Origin of the sequence: Azospirillum oryzae (genome assembly GCF_008364795.1) — a bacterium.
GTDB lineage: Bacteria > Pseudomonadota > Alphaproteobacteria > Azospirillales > Azospirillaceae > Azospirillum > Azospirillum oryzae.
The window spans coordinates 900,180-921,065 of record NZ_VTTM01000001.1 but is presented as its reverse complement, the minus strand read 5'-3'; the positions used below and the strand labels follow the sequence as shown (position 1 = coordinate 921,065).

General features: G+C 65.5%; 16 protein-coding genes. 13 read left to right on the top strand and 3 right to left on the bottom strand.

Translation table 11 applies throughout. From position 1 onward, the window contains the following. Positions 1–257 precede the first annotated feature (257 nt). On the top strand, positions 258–869 hold the full coding sequence (leuD, locus tag FZ938_RS04410) for a 3-isopropylmalate dehydratase small subunit (protein ID WP_109075248.1): 612 nt from the start codon (positions 258–260) through the stop codon (positions 867–869). A gap of 71 nt (positions 870–940) precedes the next feature. Then, positions 941–2,056, top strand: coding sequence for a 3-isopropylmalate dehydrogenase (gene leuB / locus FZ938_RS04405; protein WP_149197400.1), 1,116 nt, complete (start codon positions 941–943; stop codon positions 2,054–2,056). A 105-nt stretch (positions 2,057–2,161) separates the two neighbouring features. Here the strand turns inward: leuB and FZ938_RS04400 are convergent, their stop codons facing one another. Then, the gene (locus FZ938_RS04400) at positions 2,162–2,452 is read right to left on the bottom strand and encodes a con-10 family general stress protein (protein ID WP_085088553.1); all 291 of its coding nucleotides are present in this window, start codon (positions 2,450–2,452) and stop codon (positions 2,162–2,164) included. Positions 2,453–2,604: 152 nt separating this feature from the next. Continuing rightward, positions 2,605–3,486 (bottom strand): HpcH/HpaI aldolase/citrate lyase family protein, encoded by an 882-nt coding sequence (locus FZ938_RS04395; RefSeq protein WP_149197399.1) that lies wholly within the window; start codon positions 3,484–3,486, stop codon positions 2,605–2,607. A 203-nt stretch (positions 3,487–3,689) separates the two neighbouring features. On the opposite strand from FZ938_RS04395, the gene pdxY reads away from it, so the two are divergent. After that, on the top strand, positions 3,690–4,550 hold the full coding sequence (pdxY, locus tag FZ938_RS04390) for a pyridoxal kinase PdxY (RefSeq protein WP_149197398.1): 861 nt from the start codon (positions 3,690–3,692) through the stop codon (positions 4,548–4,550). A gap of 56 nt (positions 4,551–4,606) precedes the next feature. Here the strand turns inward: pdxY and FZ938_RS04385 are convergent, their stop codons facing one another. Beyond that, positions 4,607–6,814: an ATP-binding protein gene (locus tag FZ938_RS04385; protein WP_149197397.1), complete on the bottom strand. Its 2,208-nt coding sequence runs from the start codon at positions 6,812–6,814 to the stop codon at positions 4,607–4,609. Between the two features lie 279 nt (positions 6,815–7,093). Here FZ938_RS04385 and zapE point away from each other — a divergent pair, with 279 nt between their 5' ends. From zapE to FZ938_RS04335, 10 genes are all read left to right on the top strand, one after another. Further along, positions 7,094–8,266 (top strand): cell division protein ZapE, encoded by a 1,173-nt coding sequence (gene zapE / locus FZ938_RS04380; protein ID WP_149197396.1) that lies wholly within the window; start codon positions 7,094–7,096, stop codon positions 8,264–8,266. Between the two features lie 194 nt (positions 8,267–8,460). Further along, positions 8,461–12,006, top strand: a complete 3,546-nt coding sequence (gene hsdR / locus FZ938_RS04375; protein WP_149197695.1) for a type I restriction-modification system endonuclease — start codon at positions 8,461–8,463, stop codon at positions 12,004–12,006. 17 nt (positions 12,007–12,023) lie between these two features. Then, a complete protein-coding gene (locus FZ938_RS04370) occupies positions 12,024–13,025 on the top strand; it encodes a hypothetical protein (RefSeq protein ID WP_149197395.1) in 1,002 nt (333 codons plus the stop codon). Continuing rightward, positions 13,022–14,473 (top strand): class I SAM-dependent DNA methyltransferase, encoded by a 1,452-nt coding sequence (locus tag FZ938_RS04365; RefSeq protein ID WP_149197394.1) that lies wholly within the window; start codon positions 13,022–13,024, stop codon positions 14,471–14,473. The genes FZ938_RS04370 and FZ938_RS04365 overlap by 4 nt, the downstream gene beginning before the upstream one ends. Then, complete coding sequence (locus tag FZ938_RS04360; RefSeq protein WP_149197393.1) at positions 14,470–15,969, top strand: restriction endonuclease subunit S; 1,500 nt, start codon at positions 14,470–14,472, stop codon at positions 15,967–15,969. The genes FZ938_RS04365 and FZ938_RS04360 overlap by 4 nt, the downstream gene beginning before the upstream one ends. Before the next feature lie 57 nt (positions 15,970–16,026). Then, a complete protein-coding gene (locus FZ938_RS04355) occupies positions 16,027–17,076 on the top strand; it encodes a restriction endonuclease (protein ID WP_211101033.1) in 1,050 nt (349 codons plus the stop codon). Positions 17,077–17,190: 114 nt separating this feature from the next. Continuing rightward, positions 17,191–17,898 (top strand): hypothetical protein, encoded by a 708-nt coding sequence (locus FZ938_RS04350; RefSeq protein ID WP_149197392.1) that lies wholly within the window; start codon positions 17,191–17,193, stop codon positions 17,896–17,898. 109 nt (positions 17,899–18,007) lie between these two features. Next, positions 18,008–18,220, top strand: a complete 213-nt coding sequence (locus FZ938_RS04345; protein ID WP_149197391.1) for a helix-turn-helix transcriptional regulator — start codon at positions 18,008–18,010, stop codon at positions 18,218–18,220. After that, entirely contained in the window at positions 18,220–18,489 is a 270-nt protein-coding gene (locus FZ938_RS04340) for a hypothetical protein (protein ID WP_149197390.1), read from the top strand. The genes FZ938_RS04345 and FZ938_RS04340 overlap by 1 nt, the downstream gene beginning before the upstream one ends. Continuing rightward, positions 18,486–20,717 carry an AAA family ATPase gene (locus tag FZ938_RS04335; protein WP_149197389.1) on the top strand — a complete coding sequence of 744 codons (2,232 nt, stop codon included), beginning with the start codon at positions 18,486–18,488 and terminating at the stop codon, positions 20,715–20,717. Before FZ938_RS04340 ends, FZ938_RS04335 begins: the two co-directional genes overlap by 4 nt. Positions 20,718–20,886 lie beyond the last annotated feature (169 nt).

Sequence of the window (20,886 nt, the reverse complement as noted above, 5' to 3'; positions counted from 1 at the left end):
TAGGTGGCGGTCGCGCTCTCCGCAAGGGGAATGCCGGTTCCGGCGCTGCGTTTCGGGGCCGGCAATCGGGCCGGACCGGGACGATCCCCGGCCATTCGCGCAACAAAGATGCGCAACAGTGCATTCGCGCATGCCTGTTCGCTCATTGCGTGCCGGGAAAAGGGCAAGCTTCCTCTGGCAATGGCTTGTTCGGTCTGCTATTCACCACGCTCTGCATGCGCACGCTTGCGCCTTCTTGCGCGACAGGATTTCTGGCGATGGAAAAGTTCACGGTTCTCACCGGCGTTGCGGCGCCGCTGCCGATGATCAATGTCGATACCGATATGATCATCCCGAAGCAGTTCCTGAAGACCATCAAGCGGACGGGGCTTGGCAAGCATCTGTTCGACGAGATGCGTTACACCCCCGACGGGCAGGAGATCCCGGACTTCGTCCTGAACAAGCCGGCCTACCGCAAGGCCAGCATCCTGGTTTCCGGCGACAATTTCGGCTGCGGCTCCTCGCGTGAGCATGCGCCGTGGGCGCTGGCCGACTTCGGCATCCGCTGCATCATCGCCCCCAGCTTCGCCGACATCTTCTACAACAACTGTTTCAAGAACGGCATCCTGCCGATCAAGTTGCCGAAGGAGCAGGTCGACCTGCTGCTCGACGACGCGTCGCGCGGGTCGAACGCCGTCATCTCGGTCGACCTTGAGAAGCAGACCATCACCGGCCCGGACGGCGGCACCATCTCCTTCGAGCTGGACCCGTTCCGCAAGCATTGCCTGCTGAACGGCCTGGACGATATCGGCCTGACGCTGCAGCAGGCGGCCCATATCGACGGGTACGAGGGCAAGCAGCGCGCCGGCCAGCCGTGGATGTGGGGCTGACCGCCCCCATCCTCACCCGATCTCCTCAACTTCTGTCTTCTTGACGTCTGATATTTGGGAGTGCGCCCGCCATGGCCGCCAATAAGAAGCTTCTGTTCCTCCCCGGTGACGGTATCGGCCCGGAGGTGATGCGCCAGGTTCGCCGGGTCATCGACTGGATGGATCGCAAGCGCAAGATCACCTTCGACGTGTCCGAAGGTCTGGTCGGCGGCGCGGCCATCGAGGCCCACGGCGTTCCGCTGTCCGACGCCACGCTGGCCGAGGCGCTGGCGGTGGACGCGGTGATGCTGGGCGCCGTCGGCGGCCCGAAGTGGGACAACCCCAGCGACTACACCAAGCGTCCGGAAGCCGGCCTGCTGACCCTGCGCAAGGAACTGGGCCTGTTCGCCAACCTGCGCCCGGCGGTGGTGTTCGACGCGCTGGTCGACGCCTCGACCCTGAAGGCCGACGTCATCCGCGGGCTGGACATCCTGATCGTCCGCGAGCTGACCGGCGGCGTCTATTTCGGTGAGCCGCGCGGCATCACCGACATCGGCAACGGCGAGCGTCGCGGCGTCAACACCCAGGTCTACACCACGTCGGAAATCCGCCGCGTCGCCCGCGTCGCGTTCGAGCTGGCCCGCAAGCGCGGCAACAAGCTCTGCTCGATGGAAAAGGCGAACGTCATGGAATCCGGCCTGCTGTGGCGGCAGGAAGTGACCAAGTTGCACGGGGAAGAGTTCCAGGACGTCGAGCTGAGCCATATGTACGCCGACAACGGCGCCATGCAGCTGCTGAAGAACCCCAAGCAGTTCGACGTCATCGTCACCGACAACCTATTCGGCGACATCCTGTCGGACGAGGCGGCGATGATGACCGGCTCGCTCGGCATGCTGCCGTCGGCCTCGCTGGGTGCTCCGGATGCCAACGGCCACCGCAAGGCCCTGTACGAGCCGGTGCACGGCTCCGCCCCGGACATCGCCGGCCGCGATCTCGCCAACCCCTGTGCGACGCTGCTGTCCTTCGCGATGTGCCTGCGCTACTCGTTCAACCTGGACGAGGACGCCAAGCTGATCGAACGGTCCATCCAGAACGTGCTGGGCGGCGGCATGCGCACGGCCGACATCATGGCCCCGGGCATGGCGCGCTGCTCCACCACCGTCATGGGCGATTCGATCCTGCGCGAGTTGGACAAGCTCGCGTCCTGATCGCCCAATCGGCAGTGCCTTGGTAAAAAGCCCCCGTCCGCAAGGACGGGGGCTTTTTCGTCTGCACGATCCATAGCGTTTCAATCGCCCCGGTCGGTCGCCGCGTCAGTCGCCGCCTGCCGGCCGGTCGGCAGACCGCCCGCCATGGCTCGCCTGTCCACCCTTGCGGCCGGCTTCCGCCGCCAGCGAGGGGTTCTTGGAGAAGCTGCGCGAGGAGGCGGGCACGCTACGCCCGCCCTTGCGCCCGGCTTCCGCCGCGAGTTCCGGGTTCTTTGAAAAGCTGCGTTTGTCGGCCGGTACGCTTTCGCCGCCCTTGCTGGCAATTTGGCGTTGCCGATCAGGGTCCATCGACGCGAAGCCGCGGCCCGACGTACGATTGCTCTCTTTCGAGGCCATAACCAACCTCCGACTGTGCCTTGTTGATTCGACAACCGGACAGCCGGGGGGTTGGTTCCAAATCACCGATAATTTCTGCAACCGGAATTGTCGGTGCGGCGATCATTTCGTTTTGGGAACGGTCTTGGCGCGGCTGTTGCCCACCCCGCTGGTCACCCCGGAGCTTGCAGCTTGGCGATGGCTTCGGCCAGAGTCACCAGCCGGCGGGCGTTCTCGACATGCAGGTTCTCCACCAGTTTGCCGTCGACCAGCACCACGCCCTTGCCGGCGGCGGCTGCCTCCGCATGGGCGGCGATGATGCGGTGGGCCTGGGCGATCTCCTCGGCATCCGGGGCGAAGGCGGCATTGCAGGCGGCGATCGTCTTCGGATGGATCAGCGTCTTGCCGTCGAAGCCCAATTCGCGACCCTGCCGGCAGGAGGCGGCGAAGCCCTCGTCGTCGTTCAGGTCCAGATGCACGCCGTCCAGCACCGCCAGCCCATAGGCCCGTGCCGCCAGCAGGCAGAGCCCCAGGCTGGTGATCATCGGCAGCCGCTGCGCCGTGTGGGCGGCGTGCAGGTCCTTGGCGAGGTCGGAGGTCCCGAGCACCAGCGCGCCGACGGCGGGGGAGGCCCCGGCGATCTCCTTGGCGTTCAGGATGCCCAGCGGCGTCTCCATCATGCACCAGATCGTCTGGCCGGCCGGCGCGCCGGCGGCGCGCAGCACCGCTTCGGCCTGCCGCACCGCGTCGGCACTCTCCACCTTCGGCAGCAGCACGGCATCGGCGCCGCTGGCCGCTGCCATGCACAGATCGTCATAGCCCCAGGGGGTGTTCAGCCCGTTGACGCGGACGATCAATTCCCGCCCGCCATAGCCGCCGGCCGACAGCGCGGTCGCGATGGTGTCGCGCGCCATCGCCTTGGCGTCGGGGGCGACCGCATCCTCCAGGTCGAGGATCAACCCATCGGCGGGCAGGCTGCGCCCCTTCTCCAGGGCACGGGCGTTCGAACCCGGCATGTAGAGCACGCTGCGGCGGGGGCGGACGGTCGTGGCCATGGCGGTTTCCCGGAAATGCGGATGGTTGGAGACGGCAGCTTTAGCCGCGGGGCGCCGCCCTGTCCATGGGCCAGGCCGTCACAGTGGCGCGTCCGAGCGGACCGGCGCATGGGCAGGCGCATGGCAGCCATGCCGCAAGCCCCGGCCATCGTCCCGGAGTCGGCGGCTTTACGCCCGGCGGACCGTCGCTTAGGCTTCTCCCCATGAAAAGCGTCCTCACCATCCAATCGCACGTCGCCTATGGCTATGTCGGCAACCGGGCCGCGGTGTTTCCGCTGCAGCGGCTGGGGATCGACGCCACGGCGGTGAACACCGTCCAGTTCTCCAACCACACCGGCTATGGCGCCTGGACCGGGCAGGTCTTCACGGCGGAGCATATCGCCGACATCGTCGACGGCATCGCCGCCCGCGGCGTGCTGCCGGCTCAGGACGCGGTGCTGTCCGGCTATATGGGCGCCGTCGAACTGGGGCAGGTGATCGTGGAGACCGCGGCGCGGGTGAAGGGCGCCAATCCGAATGCGATCTATTGCTGCGACCCGGTGATGGGCGATGTCGGGCGCGGCTTCTTCGTGCGGCCCGGCCTGCCGGAATTCATCCGCGACCATGCGGTGCCCGCCGCCGACCTGATGACGCCGAACCAGTTCGAATTGGAATATCTGACCGACCGCAAGGTGGAGACGCTGGACGACGCGCTAGGCGCCACCGCTGCGCTGCGCGCGCGCGGGCCGCGGCTGGTCCTGGTCACCAGCCTGACCCGCAGCGATGCCGATCCCGACAGCATCGAGATGCTGGCGGACGGCGCCGACGGCTCCTGGCTGGTATCCACGCCGCGCCTGACCTTCGATCCGCCGCCCAACGGGTCGGGCGACGCGGTGGCGGCGCTGTTCCTCGCCCATTACCTGACCGCCTTCGACCCAGCCGACGCGCTGGAAAAGGCGGCGGCGGCGATCTTCGCCATCTTCGAGACGACCAAGCGCATGGGCACGCGGGAGCTTCAACTGATCGCCGCCCAGGACGATTTCGTCAACCCGCCCCGCCGTTTCACCGCGACGCGCATTCGCTGATCTGCCTCTGTCGTACTTGCTGAGAGCGGCCTCCGGCCGCGTGCGTCCAGGCGGTCTCAGGCCGCAGGCGCGGCGTGGCTGTCCATCTTGATCGCGCGATCGATCACCCGTTCCGCCGGCAGCCAAACCGTCATCGCGGTCCCGGCCCCCGGCGCGCTACGGCAGGTCAGCGTTCCGCCATGCAGGTCGATGAAGTTCTTCGAGATCGACAGGCCCAGCCCGGTGCCCTCGTACCTGCGGTTCGCGGCATTCTCCGCCTGACGGAAGGGCTGGAACAGGTCGGCCATGAAGTCGTGCGGGATGCCGATCCCGGTGTCGGCCACCGTCAACGCGAAGCCGCCGTCCCCGTCCAGACCGGCGGTGATGGTGATGCTTCCGCCGCCGGGCGTGAACTTCACGGCGTTGGACAGCAGGTTCAGGATCACCTGCTTGAAGGCCCGGCGGTCGACCCACAGGGTTGCGACGGCGGCCGTCACCTCGTTGTGGATGGCGACCCCGCCGGCGGCGGCGCGGTCACGCACCATCATCAGGCATTGCCCGACCGCCTCATGCGCCTCGACCGCCTCCTCGCACAGCTCGAACTGGCCGGATTCCAGCTTCGACATGTCAAGCACGGCGTTGACGATGTCGAGCAGATGCCGGCCGCTGTCGTGGATGTCGGCGATGCAGGACTTCTGCCGCTCGTTGACCGCGCCGAAGAACTCGCTGTCCAACACCTCGGCGAAGCCGATGATGGCGTTCAGCGGGGTGCGCAGCTCGTGGCTCATGTTGGCGAGGAACTCGCTCTTCGCCCGGTTTCCCAGTTCCGCCTGCGTCTTGGAGGCGATCAGTTCCGCCTCCTGCTGTTTGCGGCGGGTCATGTCGCGGATGACGCCGACGTAGATGCGCGGTTCGTCCGGACGCAGCGCGCCGACGGAGGCCGGGTAGGAGGCCGCGGCGCAGGGGCTGCCGCCCAACCGCAAATCGCTGACGGTGAAGCCGACCGGAAAGGCATGGCCGTCGCGGCGCAGCGCGGTCAGGTCGCGGTCGTTGGCGCCGCCGCGGGCGTCGGGGATCAGCGCCTCGATCGGCTGGCCGATCATCTCGCGCTCCGGAACGCCGAACATCATCTCGGCCGCCCGGTTGAAGGTGACGATGCGCCCGGCGCTGTCGAAGGTCACCACCGCATCCAGCATGGAATCGAGGATGCCGCGGATCCGGCGCGAGGCGCGGGCCAGCCGGGCCTGATCCTCCTCCCGCCGGGCATGCTGGCGGACGACGAAGGCGGTCAGCAGGGCGATGGCGATGGTCATGACCGTGCCGATGGCGGTCCAGGCCGCCGTGTCGCGCCGCCATTCGGCCAGCGCCGCCCCCACCGGCAACGTCGCCACGATGACGAAGGGATAGCCCTGCACCCGCCGCACGCTGACCAGGCTGTCGACCCCGGGCTGCGGACCGGCGGCGTCTGAACCCGGCATGACGTCGCGGATGGTGGCCTCGTCATGCGCCGCCAACGCCTGCCAGACGGCCGGCCAGTCGGTCACCCGGGCCGGCGCATCGTGGCCCGGCGGCCGGTCCAGCAGGACCGTACCGTCCGCCAGCGCCAGGATCACGCTGCCCTTGCGGTCGATGTCCCGCGATTCCAGCGTCGCCGCCAGCCGGTTCGGGTCGACCATGGCGACCAGTGCGCCGCGGAAGCCGCCGTTGCGATCCGTCCAGCGCCGGCTGAAGGGGATGATCCGCGTCCCGGTCCTCACCCGGCTGGCGATGGGGGCGCCGACATGCAGCCCCTGTCCGGCGCCGTCGCGCGGCCCGGCGAAATAGGCGCGGTCCGACAGTGTGACCGTCGGCAAAGGCGCCTCGGCCGAATGGTGCAGGGCGAGGCCGTCGGCGCCGACCACCACCAGATCGGCCAGTTCCGCGAAGGAATCGCGCCGCTCGCGCAGATGGTCGTGGATGGCCGGGCTGCCGCGCCGGGTGCCGTCCGGAAGCGTATCGAGCGCGAAGGCGAGATCGCGCAGCAGTTGGTCGACCGAAAAGGCGGTGCGCAGTGTCTGCGATTCCAGCATGCGGGCAAGATCGCGGGTGGCGCGTTCCCCCGCATCCAGCGCCTCGCGCCGGCCCAGCAGCATGCCATAGCCGATCAGCGCGTTGACCACGAGGATGAAGGCGAGGCCGGAGGCGGTCATCAGGAAGCGCACCGACCCCAAACGGCCACGCAGCGCCTGCGCCAGACCGGCGGTGGAGCGGGGCAGCGGCGGAGAGGCGGACCCGGGGACGGGCATCGGCGTTGCGGCTTCCAGTGGGGGCTTGCGGCCGGACGGCCCGTGTTGACTAAATGAACCGTTACCCTAAAGAAAGTGTAATTGGACTGAAACATGGGGATTGCCGATGCGCGCAGATGCCGCGCCGCCGCGTTCCCGTCCCGGGGGCCGTCTCAGTGGCTTTCATGGCGCCCTGCGCCACCCTGCCATTCCCTTCCCGCCTTCCTGTCGGCGGTTGCCGGGAACGGCTCCATCCGCTAGGTAAGGGACCATCTTGGCAGCCGGATCGCCCATATTCCCATGACCGACGGACCGCTTTCGCTCTACCGCGCCCGCCGCGGCAGCGGCACGCTTCGCCCCGATCCCGACCAGGAACTGGCGGCGGAGAAGTTCCAAAGCCTGTATCAGGCGCTGAAGGGCTATCAGCCGCAATCCGCCGGCGACGACAAGCCGGCCGGCGGGGGATGGCTGGAACGGTTCGGTCTGGGCCGCCGCCGCGCCACGCCGCCGCCGCCGGACATCGCCTCCACCGCGCCGCAGGGGCTGTACATCTACGGCAGCGTCGGGCGCGGCAAGTCGATGCTGATGGACCTGTTCTATGAGACCGCCCCGGTCGACAAGAAACGGCGCGTCCATTTCCACGAGTTCATGCTGGAGATCCACCAGCGCATCCACGACCATCGCCAATCCGGCAAGGGAAAAGGCGACGGCCCGGACGAGGCGCTGCCCGAACTGGCCCGCGCGCTGGCCGACGAGGCGTGGCTGCTCTGCTTCGACGAGTTCCACGTCACCAACATCGTCGACGCGATGATTCTCGGCCGGCTGTTCACCAACCTGTTCGACCTGGGCGTCGTGGTGGTGGCGACCTCCAACTGGCCGCCGGACATGCTGTACAAAGACGGGCTCCAGCGCGAGCTGTTCCTGCCCTTCATCGCGCTCCTGAAGGAGAAGCTGGACATCCTGTCGCTGGACGGCCCGACCGACTACCGTCTGGACCGTCTGAAGGGCGTGCCGATCTACCACCACCCGCTGGGCGCGGCGTCGGACGCCGCCCTTGCCAAGGCCTTCTCAGACCTGACCGGCGGCGCGGCGGGCGAACCCTGCCACCTGACGGTGCAGGGCCGTCGAGTGGAAATTGCGCGCGCCGCGAAATGCGTGGCCTGGGTCGATTTCTGGGACCTGTGCGGCAAGCCGCTGGGGGCGGCCGACTATCTGGCTATCGCGACCCATTTCCACACGGTCCTGATCGGCCATGTCCCGACAATGAAGGACGAACTGCGCAACGAAGCCAAGCGCTTCATGACGCTGATCGACGCGCTGTACGAACACAAGGTCAACGTCGTCATCGCCGCCGAAGGCCCGCCCGAACGCCTCTACCCCGAGGGTACCCACGCCTTCGAGTTCGAGCGCACGGTGAGCCGGCTGATGGAGATGCAGAGCGAGGACTACCTGCAAAGGCAGCATTTGACATAGGTCTGGAGCGCTCGCACGCGCGCGGTGTCACAGCCGTGTCACGGCGGAGGAAGGGTGCCCCTCGCCGACGCCGGCGCACCCGCCTCTGATGCGCCGACCGTTCCGGCGCCGATACGACCCAACCACAGGTCGACGCCGCAAGGTGACAGGGTCCGCCATGACGTGTAAGCTTGAGCGCTTGCATGAGGTGAATGGTGAGCCGGTCAGCCAACTTCAGCTTCCTCGCGAAACACAGCGTCCAGCTTGAACGGCTTGGTGCGCTCGGTGAGCGCTTCTTCGCGGATGACGCCAACACCGCGATCCTCAAGATGCGGCAGTTCGCCGAGCTGCTGGCCCAGCTGACGGCCGCCAAGCTCGGCATGTGGACCTCGCCGGAGGAGACGCAGGACCAGCTGCTCCGCCGCCTGCGCGACCGTGGCGCGCTGCCGCGCGAGGTCGGCGACCTGTTCCACTACATCCGCAAGACCGGCAACGCCGCCAACCATGACCTTGGCGGCGATCAGGCGACAGCGCTGTCCTGCCTGAAGCATGGTCGGACGCTTGGCGTCTGGTTCCATCGCACCGTCACCGGTGACCGCGCCTTCAACCCCGGCCCCTTCGTGCCGCCGCGCGATCCGCGTGCCGAGAGCGCCGCCATGAAGGCGGAGCTGGACCGGCTGCGCGGCGAACTCCAGGCGCAGCAGTCGGCCCACGAGCGCATGGCGGCCGAAGCGCAGGCCGAGGCCGAGCGCCGCCTGACCGCGGAGGAACGCGCCGCCAAGGCCGAGGCGGACCGGTTGGAGTGGGAGCGGCTGGCCCAGCAGGTCGAGGCTGACCGTGCCCGCCTGGAAGCCGAGTTGCTGACCAGCGTCCAGGCGTTGGCCGCCGCCATGCCGGCGCACGCCATCCAGCAGACCGTCGAGCTGGCGCAGGAGGTCGGGCAGGGCATCGACCTGGACGAGCGCGAAACCCGCCGCCTGATCGACGCCCAGCTTCGCGAAGCCGGGTGGGAAGCCGACAGCGAAACGCTGAGCTACGCCGCCGGCACCCGCCCCCAGAAGGGCCGCAACCTCGCCATCGCCGAATGGCCCACGGCGGACGGGCGGGCCGATTACGCCCTGTTCGTCGGCCTGACCATCGTCGGCATGGTCGAGGCGAAGCGCCGCAACACCAACGCCTCCGAGTACATCGAGCGGGCGGCCCGCTACAGCCGCGGCTATGTCCGCCGCGCCGACGAGGTGCCGCCGGCCGAAGGGCCGTGGGGGGAGGGCGACGCGCTTTTCCCGGTGCCCTTCCTGTTCTCGACCAACGGCCGCCCCTTTCTGCGCCAATTCGAGGAGCTGTCGGGCGTCTGGTTCCGCGACGCCCGCCATCCGCACAACCATGCCAAGGCGCTCGACGGCTGGTACACCCCCGCCGGCCTGTTGGAGGCGCTACGCAACGATCCGCGGGCCGCGCAGGACCGGCTAGCCCGCGACCCCTTCGGCTATAACTTCCCGCTGCGCGACTATCAGGAGCGGGCCATCCGGGCCGTCGAGGCCGCCATCGGCGCCGGACGGCGCGACATCCTGGTTGCCATGGCCACCGGCACCGGCAAGACCAAGACCTGTATCGCGCTGGTCTATCGCCTGCTGAAGGCCCAGCGCTTCCGCCGCATCTTGTTCCTGGTCGACCGCACCGCTCTGGGCGAGCAGGCCGGCAACGCGTTCAAGGAAACGCGTATGGAGCAGCAGCAGGTCTTCGCCGACATCTTCCAGGTCAAGGAGCTGGGCGACATCGTCCCGGATGCCGAAACCAAACTGCACATCGCGACGGTCCAATCGCTGGTCAAGCGCATCCTGGGCAGCGACGCCCCGCCGCCGATCGACGAGTATGACTGCATCGTCGTCGACGAATGCCATCGCGGCTATCTGCTCGACCGCGAGATGGGCGACGAGGAGCTGAGCTTCCGCGACCAGGGCGACTACATCTCCAAGTACCGGCGCGTGCTCGACCGCTTCGACGCCGTGAGGATCGGCCTGACCGCGACCCCGGCCCTGCACACCGTCGACATCTTCGGCGAGCCGGTTATCCACTACACCTACCAGGAGGCCGTCATCGACGGCTGGCTGGTCGATCATGAGCCGCCCATCCGCGCCCACACCGCCCTGAGCCAGGAGGGCATCCATTGGGATGCCGGGGCCGCGGTGGACGTGCTGGACACTCGCACCGGCCAACTCGACCTGATCCACCTGCCGGACGAGGTCCGCTATGACGTTCAGGACTTCAATCGCCGCGTCCTGACCCGCGACTTCAACCGGGTCATCGCCGAGTGGCTGGCCGGCCACATCGACCCCAGCCTGCCGGGCAAGACGCTGGTCTTCTGCGCGACCGACCTGCATGCCGAAACCGTGGTCGGCGCCCTGCGGGCCGCTTTCGCCGACCGCTATGGCGGGATCGACAACGACGCCGTCGCCAAAATCACCGGCCGGTCGGACGACCCAATGCGGCAAATCCGCCGCTTCAAGAACGAGGAGCTGCCGAAGGTCGCCGTCACCGTCGACCTGCTGACCACCGGCATCGACGTGCCGGAAATCGTCAATCTCGTCTTCATCCGCCGGGTCAACAGCCGCATCCTGTACGAGCAGATGATCGGCCGCGGCACCCGCCTGTGCGAGGATCTGTTCGGTCCCGGCCGCCACAAGACCGCCTTCCGCATCTTCGACGCCGTCGGCATCTATGCGGCGATGGAAGTCATGTCGCAGATGCGGCCGGTGGTGACCAACCCGAACATCACCTTCGCCACGCTGATGGAGGAACTGGCCGAGGCGACCCGCACGCCCCTGCCGACGCAGGAGCCGCCGCCCCCGGCGCTTCCGCTGACCGGCTTCGCGGAGGAGGGGCAGGCCCCGTTCCTCGGCCCGGATGACGTGCCGGCACCCGCACCGGAGGACCCCCAGGCCGCCGAGCGGCGTCGGCAGCAGGCGCGCTGGCTGGTCGGCCAGATCGTCGCCAAGTTGCACCGCAAGCGCCGCCGGCTGACCGAGGCGGGCAAGCGCCGTTTCCGCGACCTTGCCGGCACCGACTCCGAAACTTTCGTCCGTCGCCTGCGTGATGCGGCGCCGGAGGAGGCCGCCCGCATCCTGATCGACCACCGGGCGCTGATGGATCTGCTGGACACCCGCATCGGCGACGACCCGATCCATGTCCCGCTCTATGACGGCACCGACGAGTTCCGGCACGAGGAAACCGGCTACGGCGCTAACATCACCCGGCCGGAGGACTACATCGCCAGCTTCCGCCGCTATCTGGATGAGAACATGAACCGGGTGCCGGCGCTGAATGCCGTCGCCAACGCCCCGCGCGAGCTGACCCGCGCCCAACTGCGCGAGGTCCGCCTGCTGCTGGAACGCGATGGCTTCGGCGAGGCGGAGCTGCGGGCGGCCTTCCGCGACATGGACAATGCCGACATCGCCGCGTCGGTGATCGGCTACATCCGCCGCGCCGCGCTGGGCGACGCACTGGTGCCCTATGACGAGCGGGTGGACCGGGCGATGCGCCGAGTGCTATCCAGCCGGCCTTGGACGAAGGCGCAGCGCGATTGGCTGGAACGGATCGCTCGGCACCTGAAGAAGGAAATCGTGATCGATCGCGATACGCTCGATCAGGGCGAATTTCGCCAGCAGGGCGGAGGGTTCTCGCGATTGGACCGGGTGTTCGAAGGAAATCTTGGTGAGTTGATACAGGTAATTCGAAGTGAAATTTGGGACAGCGCGGCTTAATCAATAGGAACATAATGATGAGCAGTGAAAGCAATGCCCTCTTGGGTATTTTGACATCAAAGCCAAGCAAGCAAATCATATTTATGATTCTTGTTCTTCTTGGGTTTTACGGTGTTGTAAACGGCGGAGCATTTTCTCGATCGGATAATCATTTTATAGTTATAAGTGTGCTGAGTCTGGTTTCGGCTGGCTTCGGCTTGGCCGGAATATTTTCGTCGTTAATCAAAGAAAGCACACTATCGCGCTCAAACAACAGTAGCATCTATATTGAAAACAACTATGCCGAGTTGTCGCGCGATCTTGAAGAAATCAAGGTGGCGATCAAGGAGATTGAGGCAAATAATGTAACCATACAAGCGGGTGACGGCGAAAATCTTTTGGAAATTATTAAAAAATCATTCGAAAGTACATTTTCGGCCGAAAGCAGAGATAATGTTGAGAATGCCAAAAAAAAAGAAATGGTTGATGTCTGTGTATTGCCCTTGCAAAATGCATCACGAAGACTTGCATTTGAAGTGAATAGGAGTGCTGGCCGTACGAGCACAAATCTGATATTTGGGTCTTTGGTGGCCATCATTGGAATATTTATTATTGGCTCTGCTGTTTTCGGTGGGCCTGACATGACTGATTTGGTCAGTCGAGATTCGACAAAAATTACTCCAGAAATAACAATCATTATTGCTTTTCTTCCCAAAACGGTCCTTGGGATTTTTGTCGAGGTGGTGGCGTTCTTTTTTCTTAAGCTGTACCGTCGAGGTTTCGACGAAATTAGGTACTTCCAGAATGAAATATCAAATTTGGACGCGCTTGCCTCAGCTCTTTCTGCATCGCTCATGTCAGGTAATTCTGATCTGGTAAAATCAGTTGCAGAAAAAATAGCTTCGATTGAAAGGAATTTCGTTATCGAAAAAGGGCAATCAACAATCGATTTAAGGCGTGAAGAAATGCATGTGGAAGGCGATCGACAAATGGTGGAGTCAATAAAAGGAATAATCAACTCCATTAGGAATGGAAAATGAACGCCACCAACGACATCGTCTCCAAGCTCTGGGGGCTGTGCCATATCCTGCGGGATGATGGCATCACCTATCACCAGTATGTGACCGAGCTGACCTACCTGATCTTCCTGAAGATGGCGGAGGAGACGGGGGCGGAGGAGCAGTTGCCGCCCGGCTACCGCTGGGGCGATGTCCGTGGCCGGCAGGGCGTCGAGCAACTGACCTTCTACAAGGAGATGCTGATCCATCTCGGCACCTACGGTTCGGCGCAGGTCCAGTCGATCTTTCAGAACGCCCAGACCAGCCTGCGCCAGCCGCGCATCCTCAAGGCGCTGGTTGAGGCGATCGAGGGGATGGACTGGTATTCCGCCCGCCAGGAAGGGCTGGGCGACATGTATGAGAGCCTGCTGGAGCGCAATGCGACGGAGAAGAAGTCGGGCGCCGGCCAGTATTTCACCCCGCGTCCGCTGATCGACAGCATGGTGGCGCTGGTCAAGCCGCAGCCGGGCGAGTATGTGCAGGATCCGGCGGCCGGCACCGGCGGCTTCCTGATCGCCGCCGACCGCTGGGTCAAGGCGCACACCAACGACCTGTGGGACCTGAGCGAGTCGGAGCAGTATTTCCAGCGCCATCACGCCTTCGTCGGCATGGAGCTGGTGCCGGACGCCCACCGGCTCGGCCTGATGAACCTGATGCTGCACGACGTCACCGGCGACCTTCAGCTTGGCGACGCGCTGTCGGAGCAGGGCGCGCGGCTGCCGAAGGTCAACGTCATGCTGACCAACCCGCCCTTCGGCACCAAGAAGGGCGGCGGCCTGCCGAGCCGCGACGACTTCACCTATCCGACCTCGAACAAGCAGTTGGCCTTCCTCCAGCACATCTACCGGGGGCTGAAGCCCGGCGGGCGGGCCGTCGTGGTGCTGCCGGACAATGTGCTGTTCGAGGACAATGCCGGCCGCGACATCCGCCGCGATCTGATGGACAAGTGCGACCTGCACACCATCCTGCGCCTGCCGACCGGCATTTTCTACAGTCAGGGCGTCAAGACCAACGTTCTGTTCTTCACCCGCGGCCGCAGCGACAAGGGCAACACCGGCGAGGTCTGGGTCTATGACATGCGGTCCAACATGCCGCAGTTCGGCAAGACCCGCCCCCTGACCCGCGAGCATTTCGCCGCCTTTGAGACAGCCTACGGCGCCGACCCGCTGGGCAAGGCGCCCCGCGTGGACGAAGGCGAACAGGGCCGCTTCCGCCGCTTCACCCGCGACCAGATCGCCGCGCGCGGCGACAACCTGGACCTCACTTGGCTGCGCGACGAGAGCGCCGAAGCCGAACTGCCCGAACCGGACGTGATCGCTGCCGACATCATCGACACCCTGCGCGTGGCGCTGGAGGAGATGGAGGCGCTGGCCGACTTGCTGGGTGGTGACGAGGAGGCGGATGGCGCCGTAGCGGAGGCGGCGGAATGAGCGGGCGGAATTTGCCAACGGGGTGGGAGACCGCCCCGATGAGCACTATTTGCGATAAGATTACCGATGGGACGCATCAATCGCCGAAGTTTGAGGCGGATGGTATCCCATTCTTAGTAATCAGCAACATAATTCGCGGAAAAATTGAATGGCAGGCGGTCAAGAAATGGATTTCGCATGATACCTATGCGGCATTAACCGCGCGTGTACGGCCAGAACGTGGCGACGTATTATATTCTGCAGTTGGGTCATACGGCACCGCTGTAGCGGTTGACGATGATCGACCATTCGCATTTCAGCGTCATATTGCTCACATAAAGCCGAATTCTAAGATTGTCGATGCGGAATTCTTGGCGCGATGGCTGAATAGCCCGGAGGCGCGTAAGAGGGCCGACGCTGTTGCCCGAGGTGTAGCGCAGAAAACGGTTACACTTGGTAACCTAGCGGAGTTTGAGGTGCCGTTGGCTCCTCTCCCCGAACAACGCCGCATCGTCGAGAAGATCGAAGCACTGGTGACCCGGTCGCGCCGGGCGCGTGAGGCGCTGGACACGCTGCCGACCCTGATTGACCGCTACCGCCAATCCATCCTCGCCGCCGCCTTCCGCGGCGATTTGACTGCGGATTGGCGGGCTGAGACGATCGGTACGGATGTGGAGGGGGAACTACGGCATCTTGCCGAGAAGCGCTCCGCTCGATGGCCGGAGTTCGGACGCGGTCCCTGCCGTGCTCCGCTTGCCGTTGAAGATCCGTTGCCGGTTCCTTCCGGGTGGGCAGTGACGACCCTGGACGCCCTGCTGGTCGGCATCCAGTCTGGAAAGAATTTCCGCTGCGAGGAACGGCCCCCTGCCGATGATGAAGCTGGTGTCATCAAGATCAGCGCGGTGACCTGGGGAAAGTTCGATCAGGATGAGAGCAAGACCGTTACCGACCGCGCCTTGCTGGACCCCGACGCGCGGATCGCCGAAGGCGATTTCCTATTCAGCCGCGCGAATACCATCGAGCTTGTCGGGGCATGCGTGATCGTCGATGAATTCAACAAAGAGCTGTATCTGACAGATAAGGTTCTCCGATTCATCTTTGCATCGGACGATGTAAAGCGGTGGGTTCTGTGGTTCCTGCGTTCGCCGGAAGGACGACGGCAAATCGAAGCGCGAAGCAGCGGCAATCAGATGTCGATGCGCAACATCGGGCAGGACAGCATCCGTCGTCTCTCCATTCCCCTTCCTTCCAAAGCCGAAATCGCTGCAATTCTTGCGGTGCTGGAGCGACGCCTTGCCGCCATAGAGAGCTTGAAGCGCATGGCCGGCGAACAGCGTGGCCGCCTTGCCACCCTCGACCAATCCATCCTCGCCAAGGCGTTCCGCGGCGAACTGGTGCCGCAGGACCCGAACGACGAGCCAGCCTCCGTCCTGCTGGAGCGCATCCGCGCCGAACGGGCGGCGGCCGGACCAGCCCCCCGCCGTGGGCGGCGGCCGAAAGTGGGCGGCGGCGGCTGACCGTATCCCGCCCGTCCTGCGCATCCCGTCATGTCTCCCGTCTGCAAGAGCCCCCGCATGCCTCCCAAGACCTGGATGGTCCGCGCCGGAAAGCGCGGTGCGCTGATCGACCGCTTCCGCACCGCCGGGCGGGTTGCCATCGGCTGGGCCGAACTCGGTTCGCTGGCGGCAGTTGCCGACCGGCCGGCAATGGTGGCGCTGGTGCGGACCCGCTGGCCGGACTGGAACGTCTATGAGGTCGGCAACAATGCCGGCCAGCTCCACCGCTTCCGCAGCGACATCCAGGTCGGCGACCGCGTCATCTCCTATGACCCCGACGGTCGCGTCTATCATGTCGGCACCGTGACCGGACCCTACGCCCATGAGCCGACCTTCGACCCCGATTACCCCAATGTCCGGCCGGTGACCTGGGGCGGGTCGGTTCCGCGGGATGTGCTGGGCGTCTCCGCCAAGAACTCGCTGGGATCGGTGACCACTGTCTTCCAGGTGCCGGCGGAGACGGCCGCCGAAATCGACACCGCGCTGGCCGGCCCGGACGCTCCGGCGGCCAAGCAGGCGGGTGGTGCCGTGCAGGACGGTGCCGACCTCGATGTCGTCACTATCGCCGACCCGACGGCGGAGGCCGCGGCCGAGCAGGACCTGTTCGAGGATCTGGAAGCGAAGGCGCTGGAGTTCATCAAGGACCGGCTGGTGAAGCTCAGCCCGCGCGACATGGAGTTGTTCGTTGCCGGCCTGCTGCGGGCGATGGGCTACAAGACGCGCGTGTCGCCGGTTGGCCCCGACCGTGGCCGCGACATCTTCGCCTCGCCCGACGGGCTGGGGCTGGAGGACCCCCGCATCTTCGTCGAGGTCAAGCACCGCTCCGGCCCCATCGGTGCACCGTCCGTGCGCTCCTTCCTCGGCGGCCGGCGCCCCGGCGACCGCGGCCTTTACGTCTCCACCGGCGGCTTCGCCCGCGACGCCAAGTACGAGGCCGACCGGGCGCCCATCCCCTTGTCGCTGCTGGACCTCGACGACCTCGTCGCCCTGGCGCTGGAGCATTACGACGGACTGGATGTCGACTCCAAGCGCTTGCTGCCCTTGAAGCGCCTGTACTGGCCGGCATAGGCGTCTGCCCGACGCCGCCTCCCGCTTGTCCCGCCGTCGCATACGCCGATATGTTTGCCCCTCGCCGGTCAGCCTTCGTGGAGCCGGCGGCGTGCAACATGCGAGGTATGGGGAATGGCGACACGACCAGACGACCAAGCTGCGGGCGGGGGCAGCCATGACCAGCAGGGTCGCGCGTGGGACAAGGTCATCGCCGGATGCGAAGCCGTTGTCGCCGCGGCGAAGGGCGAGTCGCTGACGGCTGTGGAGAAGGACATGATGGCCAAGGGCGTCGGCGAGGCGATCAACGCCTACAGAACCTCGCAGGAAGATCGCAGCGCCCACGACCGCAAGCGCCTTACGGAAGTGGCCGAACTGATTAAAAAGCTGCTCCCGCTGCTGTGCGAAATGCAAAACTCGATGGCCCTGCATCGGGTCGAGTTGGCGGAACGGTCGCAGGCGGAGGATGATGACAGCGCCGCGGATGACGTGAGCGCACCAAGCCGGTCTGCCTCATATCTGCGTACCGCGATCGAGGCGCTAAGTGACCTCCAAGCCCCTATGGCCGGTGCCATCGACGTGTTGGCCCAAGAAGCAGCGCAGAAGGGCCGCAAGCCGGATCACAGGTTCCTCATGCTCGTCCATTGCATGGCGGAGACCTGGGCGCAGTTGTTGCCGGGGCAGAAGGCGGGGACCAGTTCCATACCCGATTCCAACGACCGTGATGGCCCGTTTGTACGCTTCATCGCGGAGACGGTGCCACTGTTGGCCGGCTACGATGGGGTTCAGTTGGGCGGCAAAGTCAAGAATGCGCTGGAAGATCTGGCGAAATCAGCCCGGTAGGGGAGTTAATGGCTTCAAAATCGGGGAATTAACTCCCCGTCCGGCCGCCAGGAGGCGCCGGTAAATCATTCCTGTCGCAATTGGCGACCTCAATGAGACAGGAAGTTCCATGAACACCAAGATCTACATGAACGAGGAGGAGGCGGCCAAGCTGCTCGGCCTGTCGCGCCGCACCCTCCAGCGCTTCCGCACCGAGGGCAACGGCCCGGCCTTCCTCCGCGTCGCCTCCCGCCGGATCATCTATGCCACCTCGGACATCAAGTCCTGGACCAAGCGCTGCCGCCAGGGCGGCGTGGCGGCCTTCCGTGGGGAGGGCGCGTGATGACCTCTCAGGCTTTCGTCGCCGTGTGGGAATTCAAGACCACCGATAACGACGACGTGATCATCAACGGCAAGATGAGCCACCCGTCGTCGCGCCCGGCCGGCCAGGGCTGGGCCGAGAGCGAGGTCCGTATGCATACGACCGTCTGGGTCCGTAAGCGCTACCAGCTGCTGGAAGATGTGGGGAAGCCCTTCCCGGAAGAGTTGACCCATTTCGAACTGGCGCTCCTGAAATCCGATGCCGCCTACGCTCGGGATTTCGCCAAATGAGCCACGAGGCTTCCCACAACTTCATCGAGACGGCCGCCATCAAGGCGGCCGTTTTGCATCACGAGCACGCCGTCCTGGCCGCTCTCCGCATCAACTGGCAAGCCGGGCGTGGCTCGCACATCGACTGCCCCTACCCGGACCACGGCGGCAAGAATGATTTCCGCTGGGATGACCAGCAGGCGAAGGCGTTCTGCTCCTGCCGCACCGCCCACGACATCTTCGACGTGGTGCAGGGCATGAACGGTGTCGACTTCGAAGCCGCCAAGCACTTCGTCGCCGAAGCCATCGGCCGCTCCGACCTCATCCGGGGGAAGTCCGACCGTCAGGGCACCCATCGCCGCCGCGTTGAGGACCTCCTCGCCCCGCCGGACGGCAACCGTGACGACAGCTTGCCGTTGACCTATCTGGCGCACCGCCTCCATGTGCCGGCCGGCGACGTCCTGATGCCCTCCACGCGGTTCGCCGGCCACAAGGCGCTGGGCTACTACGACCCGCCGCCCGTCGGCAGCGCTAAGCCCGTCCTCGTGGCCCAGCCGCCCTGCGCGATCTACGAAACCGTCGCCGCTGATGGCCGCGTCCACGCGATGCGCATCTACCTCGCCGACGGCGGGCGCGGAAAGGCCGACTTGGACGGGCGCGATTCGAAGAAGTCGGTCCGCGTGCCGGAAGGCTCGGCCAGCACCTCCGGCTGTGGCGTCGTCTGGGGCGATGCGAAGGGCGCCGAGCACGTCTACGTGTGCGAGGGGATCGAAACCGGCGCCGCGATCGCCTACGCCATGACGCCGGCTGTCGGTATCGGCCATGTCGCTGTTGTGGCGGCCATCTCGGCCGGCGGCATGGAAGCGTTCCGGCCGTGGCCGGCGACCAAGCTGGTCACGGTGGCCGCCGACCGCGACGACGGGGCTGCGCCGGGCAAGCGGCCCAGCCACCGCGGAGAGATGGCTGCCCGCAAGCTCGGCCTGTCCTTGCGCGATCGTGTGCCGGTCAGCATCGCCCTGCCGGGCGGCGCTGGCGAGAAGGTCGACTGGCTGGACATCCATGTGCGGGATGGTGCGGATGGCGTGCGGCGCGGTCTGGCGGCGGCGGTGCCGTTCGTGCCGACCGCCGAAGAAGCGGGCATGGCGCCTCCTTCCAATCTGGAAGGGGCGCGGAACACGAAGCTGACGCGGTTCCGGTTTTCGGAGCTGCATGCCCGCATCGACACCGATGACTTTGTGCAGGGGCTGCTGACGACGACCGCCTTGTCGGTCTTCTACGGCGACTCCAATGTGGGCAAGACCTTCGTCGTCCTCGATATGGCCCTTCATGTCGCGCTAGGCTGGCCCTGGCATGGGCGACGGGTCGAGAAAGGAGGGGTGATCTACGTCGCGGCCGAAGGCGGCAGCGGCGCCCTCAACCGCATCGAGGCGTTCAAGCGCTATCACAACCTCGCGCCGGAACTTGAGGTGCCTTTCAGCTTGGTGCCCAGCTCGGTGAACCTGCTGGACCCTGAGGCCGATGTCGATGATCTGATCGCCCTCATTCAGGACGAAGCGGCCGTCTTGGGCGAGCCGGTTAAGCTGGTCGTGATCGATACCCTCTCCCGTGCGCTGGCCGGCGGGAACGAGAACGCCAGCGACGACATGGGGGCGCTGGTCAATAATGTGGGGCGCATCCGCGATGAGACGGGCACGCACCTGTTGCTCATCCACCATTGCGGTAAGGATCCGGCCAAGGGCGCCCGAGGCCACTCTCTTCTCCGGGCCGCCACGGATACGATGATCGAGATTGCCCGCTCCGAAAGCGCGAAGGGTGGGGCGATCACGGTGACCAAGCAGCGCGACCTCCCGATCCCCGTGCCGTTCGGCTACGGTTTGAAGACGATCGAGCTGGGAATTAACCGCCACGGGGAGGCGGTCACGAGCTGTGTCGTCGAGCCGTGCGACCATCAGGGCGCAGCCAGCAGTCGGAAGAAGAAGACCGACCTCGCGCTGAAATTGCAGGCACTCCGGAATGTCTTGTTCGATAAGGGAATCATTGTGACGAGCCGGGGAGTTGCGCCGGTGCCCAGCGTCCGGATCGCTGACTTCTACGAGATGTTGAAGTCTCAGGGGGTGATCGGTGCGGAGCGTAAGGACACGGAACTTAAGCAGGGGCAGCGCGTAGTTGCGGAGTTGCGTAAGGCAGCTTTGGCTGCTACCGGCAGCGATCGTATCTGGCTCTGCAATCCGGAAGAGCTGTCGGTTTAGGTCATCTTCAGTCGTAGTAACGGACATCAGGACAAGACGCGAAGAATGTCCAGTTGTCGTGATGTCGTCCCGCCGTCTTCCAGCGGAGGGATAGACGACACGACGACAGCACCCTAAGGGGTGTCGTCTTGTCGTTACCCAGATGGGACCTGCATCGGACTGGCATCCA

Bases quoted from the DNA above. Each gene is read 5' to 3' on its own strand.
- leuD (WP_109075248.1), top strand. From the start codon at position 258: ATGGAAAAGTTCACGGTTCTCACCGGCGTTGCGGCGCCGCTGCCGATG.
- leuB (WP_149197400.1), top strand. From the start codon at position 941: ATGGCCGCCAATAAGAAGCTTCTGTTCCTCCCCGGTGACGGTATCGGC.
- FZ938_RS04400 (WP_085088553.1), bottom strand. From the start codon at position 2,452: ATGGCCTCGAAAGAGAGCAATCGTACGTCGGGCCGCGGCTTCGCGTCG.
- FZ938_RS04395 (WP_149197399.1), bottom strand. From the start codon at position 3,486: ATGGCCACGACCGTCCGCCCCCGCCGCAGCGTGCTCTACATGCCGGGT.
- pdxY (WP_149197398.1), top strand. From the start codon at position 3,690: ATGAAAAGCGTCCTCACCATCCAATCGCACGTCGCCTATGGCTATGTC.
- FZ938_RS04385 (WP_149197397.1), bottom strand. From the start codon at position 6,814: ATGCCCGTCCCCGGGTCCGCCTCTCCGCCGCTGCCCCGCTCCACCGCC.
- zapE (WP_149197396.1), top strand. From the start codon at position 7,094: ATGACCGACGGACCGCTTTCGCTCTACCGCGCCCGCCGCGGCAGCGGC.
- FZ938_RS04370 (WP_149197395.1), top strand. From the start codon at position 12,024: ATGAGCAGTGAAAGCAATGCCCTCTTGGGTATTTTGACATCAAAGCCA.
- FZ938_RS04365 (WP_149197394.1), top strand. From the start codon at position 13,022: ATGAACGCCACCAACGACATCGTCTCCAAGCTCTGGGGGCTGTGCCAT.
- FZ938_RS04360 (WP_149197393.1), top strand. From the start codon at position 14,470: ATGAGCGGGCGGAATTTGCCAACGGGGTGGGAGACCGCCCCGATGAGC.
- FZ938_RS04355 (WP_211101033.1), top strand. From the start codon at position 16,027: ATGCCTCCCAAGACCTGGATGGTCCGCGCCGGAAAGCGCGGTGCGCTG.
- FZ938_RS04350 (WP_149197392.1), top strand. From the start codon at position 17,191: ATGGCGACACGACCAGACGACCAAGCTGCGGGCGGGGGCAGCCATGAC.
- FZ938_RS04345 (WP_149197391.1), top strand. From the start codon at position 18,008: ATGAACACCAAGATCTACATGAACGAGGAGGAGGCGGCCAAGCTGCTC.
- FZ938_RS04340 (WP_149197390.1), top strand. From the start codon at position 18,220: ATGACCTCTCAGGCTTTCGTCGCCGTGTGGGAATTCAAGACCACCGAT.
- FZ938_RS04335 (WP_149197389.1), top strand. From the start codon at position 18,486: ATGAGCCACGAGGCTTCCCACAACTTCATCGAGACGGCCGCCATCAAG.